Source organism: Steroidobacter sp. (assembly GCF_016790065.1).
Lineage (GTDB): Bacteria > Pseudomonadota > Gammaproteobacteria > Steroidobacterales > Steroidobacteraceae > Steroidobacter.
Genome location: NZ_JAEUPY010000072.1, coordinates 1 through 5,183, shown reverse-complemented (window position 1 = coordinate 5,183; position 5,183 = coordinate 1). Strand labels below are relative to the sequence as shown.

Below are 5,183 nucleotides of genomic sequence, written 5' to 3'. Positions count from 1 at the left end.
CGAGCCGCCGGTGCGCTCGATGTAAGCGCGCAGCTCGCGTTCAGCTGCGTCGTCGGAAGTGTGCGAACTCGAATAGACATGGCCAATGCCACGCCGGGTCGGCAAGCCGATGTCCCAGATCCAGCCGCTGCTCTGCGCAGTGGAGAGGGTCTGCGAGGCAATCGGGCTGTCGTCGTTGCGATAAGGCACTTGCATGGCCAGTGCTGAGTCGTTGAACAACACATGCTTTTGCGACTGCAGCGGTACGCCGAAGTGTTGGCCGAGCAGCAGCGCTTGCATGCCGCTGCAGTCGACGAACAGGTCAGCGGCGATGGCGCCGTGCTCTTTGGTCTGCACGGACGCGATGTCACCGTTGTCGTGCGCGTTGATGCCGACGACATGGTCGAGCACATGGTGAACGCCGAGGTTCTCGACGCAGTGCTTGCGAAGGAATAATCCAAACTTGCCGGCGTCGAGGTGATACGCGTAGTTCGCGACCGCGGCGTATTCGGGAGTTCCTGCTTGCTTCGGCGCCTTACTGTGCGTGCACAGATGCGGTTGGAAACTCACCAAGTCGGCAAACGGTGTATCACCATGGCGTTCCAGCCAGCCCGCGACCAAGTTGGTTTCTGTGTAGCCTTGCGGCAGCACGAAGGGATGAAAGTAATAATCGTCCTCGCGCCGCGTGACCCACTGCTGAAACTTCGAGCCTTGCTTGAACGACGCGTCGCATTCGCGGATGAAGTCGGTCTCGGTCACGCCGATGTTTCGGAGCGTGTCCCGCATCGTCGGCCAAGTGCCTTCGCCGACGCCGATGGGCCCGATGTTGGGCGATTCGAGCAGAGTGATTTTTAGAGTGGCACCGGCGCGCGTGCGATGCTCAGCCGCTAGCACGCCTGCCGTCAGCCAGCCGGCGGAGCCGCCGCCCACGATCAAGATGTGATTGATCTCGGCCATCGAATGCGCCCGTCCCTCACGCCGTCCCTACTATGCCTCGAAAAAGAAAAAGCCGCTGGGGGAAACAGCGGCTTTTTTGCCTGCGGCGGGGAGTGCTACAGGCCTCGACGGGTTTCCAAACCTAATCGCCGAACTTGTAGCGCGCGCCGATCATGAAGCGCGGGCCGGTCTGCTGGACCATGATGAGCTGATGGGTGGAGCGACCGTGCTGTCGATAAATCTCGTCGGTGAGATTGATCGCCTCGGCCATCAGAGTCAGATTCTCGTTCCAGTTGTAGCTGGCATTCACGTCGAGCTGACCGTACGCCTCGGTGTAGATCGGATTCGGCGCACCGCTGCCGTCGAAGCGCCTCGCCAGGAACTCGTCGCGCCAGTTGTAGGCAGCGCGGACCTGGAAGCGCTCGTTCTCATAGAACGCCACCAAGTTGGCCGCGTCGCTCAAGCCTTCCAACGCGAATTGCTGACCGCGGTTGTAGTTGTCGTAGGTGAGTCCGGAATCCACCAGCGTGTAGTTGGCCGACACACCGAAGCCGGTGTCGCCAAACATGTGTTGGATGTTGAACTCCCAACCGTCCAACGCCGCCGAGCGCTGGTTGGCCGGCACGGTGACGTTGAAGGTGGCGATCGGATCGCCCGGCAGACCGGCGATGGTGCCGGTGCGCGGCGCGGTCGGATCGCTCGGATTGATGGGATCGGCGATCACGCCGGCATCGCCATCGTGATTGTTGAAAATGAAGTTACGGATACAGGTGAGATCGGTGCCGGCGCAGCCACCGAGCGTCAATGCTTCCTGGAAGTACGCGCCCTGGCCGGGATGCGGCAGATCGAACGGACTCTGCGAGACCACAGTAGTGCCGATGTAGTTGTCGATGTTCTTGCGGAAGTAGCCCACCGACATGTAATTCGAGTCGCCGTAGTACCACTCCACCGAGAAATCGATGTTCTCCGACTCCAGCGGCTTGAGCTTGGGATTACCTTGCTGGCCGGTGCCGCCGAAAATACGCACCAGCTGATCCAGCGTACGGCCGCCTTGAATCTGATCCCACAAGGGACGACCGATGCTCTGGCCATAGCTGGCGCGGAACTTCACGGTGTCAGTGAGATCGACCGCGAAGTCGAGGCTTGGCAGCACGTAGTCGTAGTCGCCGTCCAACTTCTCGAAGGTCGCATCGCCGAGCTGTAACGAGAACTCGTTGTTCGCGACCCAGGTGATGCCGGTTGCAGTCGGCACCAATGCTCGGGAGGTGACGTCGGTCTTCTCGTAGCGCAAGCCGACCGCGCCCTGCATGGGCAAGCCCCATTCCCAGCGCTGGCTGTATTGCACGAAGGCGCTCTGCGATTCTTCCTCGACGCGCCGATCGACGTTGAATACCGACGAGGCGCGATAGAACTGATCGCCGCCGACGGCAGCGGCGATACCGCGCACGGTTTCGAAGTCGAAGGTGAAGAACTGATTGAACAGCGCCGGATTGCCGCTGCCCGAAATATTGTCGAAGTAGTGACGCACAGTGTCGGCGCGCCAGACGTTGTCCGGATAGTCGGACGGATCGGTGGCGCCGCTCCAGGAGTCACGCTGCACGTTCGAGTACGCCGACCGGTTCTTCAGATCGGTCAGCGACACGCCGAAGTCCAGGCGCGAGTCGTCGGTGAATTCCAGATCGCCGAGCAGTTGCGCCTGCTGAATCTCGGTCTTCATGTAGCTATTACGGAAGCTGGAGCCGGTGACTTCAGTGCGTGAGGGATCGATGGTCGTCATGCCGGTCGGCAACTGGACGCTGATGACCGGGAAATCACGCGAGAAGTCTGCGGTGGTCGTGCCGCGGAAGAAGCCGGCAACACCCAGCACTGCGTTGGAACCGTAAGGACTGTCGGAGCCCGATTCGGCGCTCGAATCGTGGAAGTCGAACTGCAGCCCGAAGCTGTCGCTGGGTTTCCATTCGACGTTGAAGCCCACCGAGTTGTTCTGGTTCTTGGTGGCGAACTTGGCGCCGCCCATGGCCAGATCCGACGGGCTGTTGTTGGCGTCGATGAATTCGGTATAGATCAGCGGCGACGCCACCGGGCCGTCGGTCCAGGTGCTGGCCGAGGGACCGAAGTTGAACCACACCGACAACTCGTTGCGTTGTTGGGCGATTTTATTTTCGGAGTAAGTGTAATCGAGCGTGGTCGTAATCGTGTCGGTCGGTGCGTACTGCAAGGTCAGCTGACCGTTGGTGCGCTTTCGCTCCACGCCATTGACGCTGTAACCCAGGTTCTGCGGCACCGAGTAAGTGTCAGTTGCATCCGGACGATTGGTGATGTTTTCCGAGCCGGCCGTGCCGGGTTGCGGGATCGTGCCCCAATTGTTTTCGTCGCCGGCGAAGGTGCGCCAACCATTGCCTACCGAGGCTTGATTGAAGCCGAAGTCACGTTGCTGGTAGCTCGCGCTCAAGGCGATGCCGAAGCGGTCGTCGCCGAACGTGTTGCTGAAAATGCCCGAGACTTCCGGGGTAATCGTGTCGCCCTGCAAACTCTTCGGCAAGTTGTCGACGGAGGTATCCATCACGCCTTTGGCGCCGAAGCTGGTATGCAGGCCGGGCCGATCCAAGGGCCGCGCCGTTTTGATGTTGATGGTGGCGCCGATGCCGCCGGTCGGCGTGCTGGCGCGGCTGGTCTTGTAGACCTCGATGGCCGAGATCGATTCGGAAGCGAGATTGGCGAAGTCGAAGGCGCGTGATGCCGAAGCGCCGGTGTCTTCCAACTGCGAGGCAGGCATCTGCCGGCCATTCAACAACACCAAATTGAAATCGGGACCGACGCCGCGCACCGTGACTTTCGACCCTTCGCCCAGCGAACGATCGATGGATACGCCGCTGACTCGTTGCATGGATTCGGCAAGATTGGTGTCCGGGAACTTGCCGATGTCTTCGGCAACGATGCCGTCCATCACACCTTGCGCGGCGCGTTTCAATTCCATCGATGAGGTGAGGCTGCCGCGAATGCCGGTGACGACCACCTCTTCGAGTTCGCTGCTGTCTTGTGAAACGGCTGGCAATGCCACCGCCGTTCCCAGAATCAAAGAGATGGCGCGCGCCACATTGTTACGTTGGAATGCGCGATTGCTCACGACGATACCCCCCGACGCTATCCATTCGCTGCCGATTTATTGTTGCGTTTCGCGTCCGGCGAATACTGAGTAAACACCGGATGTAAGCGCTTACAAATTACGGTAGCATGCTCCGAAGCGTTCCGGCAAGCGGGGTCTGTCGCGGCCTGGGGGCCAACGAACTTGCGCGGCTAGTTAAATTTGTAAGAAGCGGTCATAGTGACCGCTACCATGCACCGATAAGTCTTCTAATAAACACAAATCGCATGCTGCAAGGCAGATTAAACATCGGATTCGTGGCCCTGACCGTGGCCATCGGCGGCTTCCTGCTCGGCTTCGATGCCACAGTGATCTCGGGCGTGGTGCCGTTCATCCGTGACTATTTTTCCTTGAGCGGCGTGGGCGGAGATTTGAAATTGGGCTTCGCCGTCAGCAGCCTGGGCTGGGGCGCGATGGCCGGTAATGCCATCGCTGGCCCGTTGAGCGATCGTTTCGGTCGGCGTCGCGTGCTGCTCGGCACGGCGCTGTTGTTTGTGATGTCTTCGGTGTTGGCTGCGTCGGCCACTTCGCTGCCAAGTTTCATCGCCGCGCGCATCGTCGGTGGCTTAGCCGTCGGCGGCGCCATTCTGATTGCGCCGATGTATATCGCGGAGATTGCACCAGCCGAGAAGCGAGGCAGCTTGGTGTCGTTGAATCAACTGATGATCGTCATCGGTATTTCGGCGTCGTTCTTTTCCAATTATTTCTTGCTGAACCTGGGCGAGCACAATTGGCGCTACATGCTCGGCGTACAAATGATTCCGGCGCTGTTGTATTTCGCTTTGTTGTGGTTCGTTCCGGAAAGCCCGCGCTGGTTGCTGCTGAAGGGCCGCGATGCAGAGGCGCTGGATGTGTTGCGACGGGTGAGTGGCGAGCAACAAGCGCAAGACAACTTGCAGCAGATTCGGCAGAGCCTGGCCGCCAAGTCGGTGTCGCGCGGCTTCCGAGGTCTGCTGGATTCGCGCGTGCGGTTGATCATGACGATCGCGCTGGGTCTGGCGTTCTTCCAACAGATCACTGGTATCAATGCCATCTTCTATTATTTACCGACCATCTTTGCTCAAGCCGGCGGCGGCGTGGACGACGCGTTCCGTCAGGCCGTGATGGTCGGCGTGGTGAACGT

At 60.0% G+C, this 5,183-nt stretch carries 3 protein-coding genes; 1 reads left to right on the top strand and 2 read right to left on the bottom strand.

All coding sequences use genetic code 11. The features are described from left to right. Both JNL55_RS02815 and JNL55_RS02810 read right to left on the bottom strand, forming a co-directional pair. Positions 1–936 (bottom strand): tryptophan 7-halogenase (locus JNL55_RS02815; RefSeq protein ID WP_293848979.1); only part of this gene is annotated, 936 nt, incomplete at its 3' end. A 121-nt stretch (positions 937–1,057) separates the two neighbouring features. Further along, the gene (locus JNL55_RS02810; RefSeq protein ID WP_415922988.1) at positions 1,058–4,012 is read right to left on the bottom strand and encodes a TonB-dependent receptor; all 2,955 of its coding nucleotides are present in this window, start codon (positions 4,010–4,012) and stop codon (positions 1,058–1,060) included. A gap of 305 nt (positions 4,013–4,317) precedes the next feature. On the opposite strand from JNL55_RS02810, the gene JNL55_RS02805 reads away from it, so the two are divergent. Further along, positions 4,318–5,183: sugar porter family MFS transporter (locus tag JNL55_RS02805; RefSeq protein ID WP_293848974.1), on the top strand; the 866-nt coding region annotated here is incomplete at its 3' end.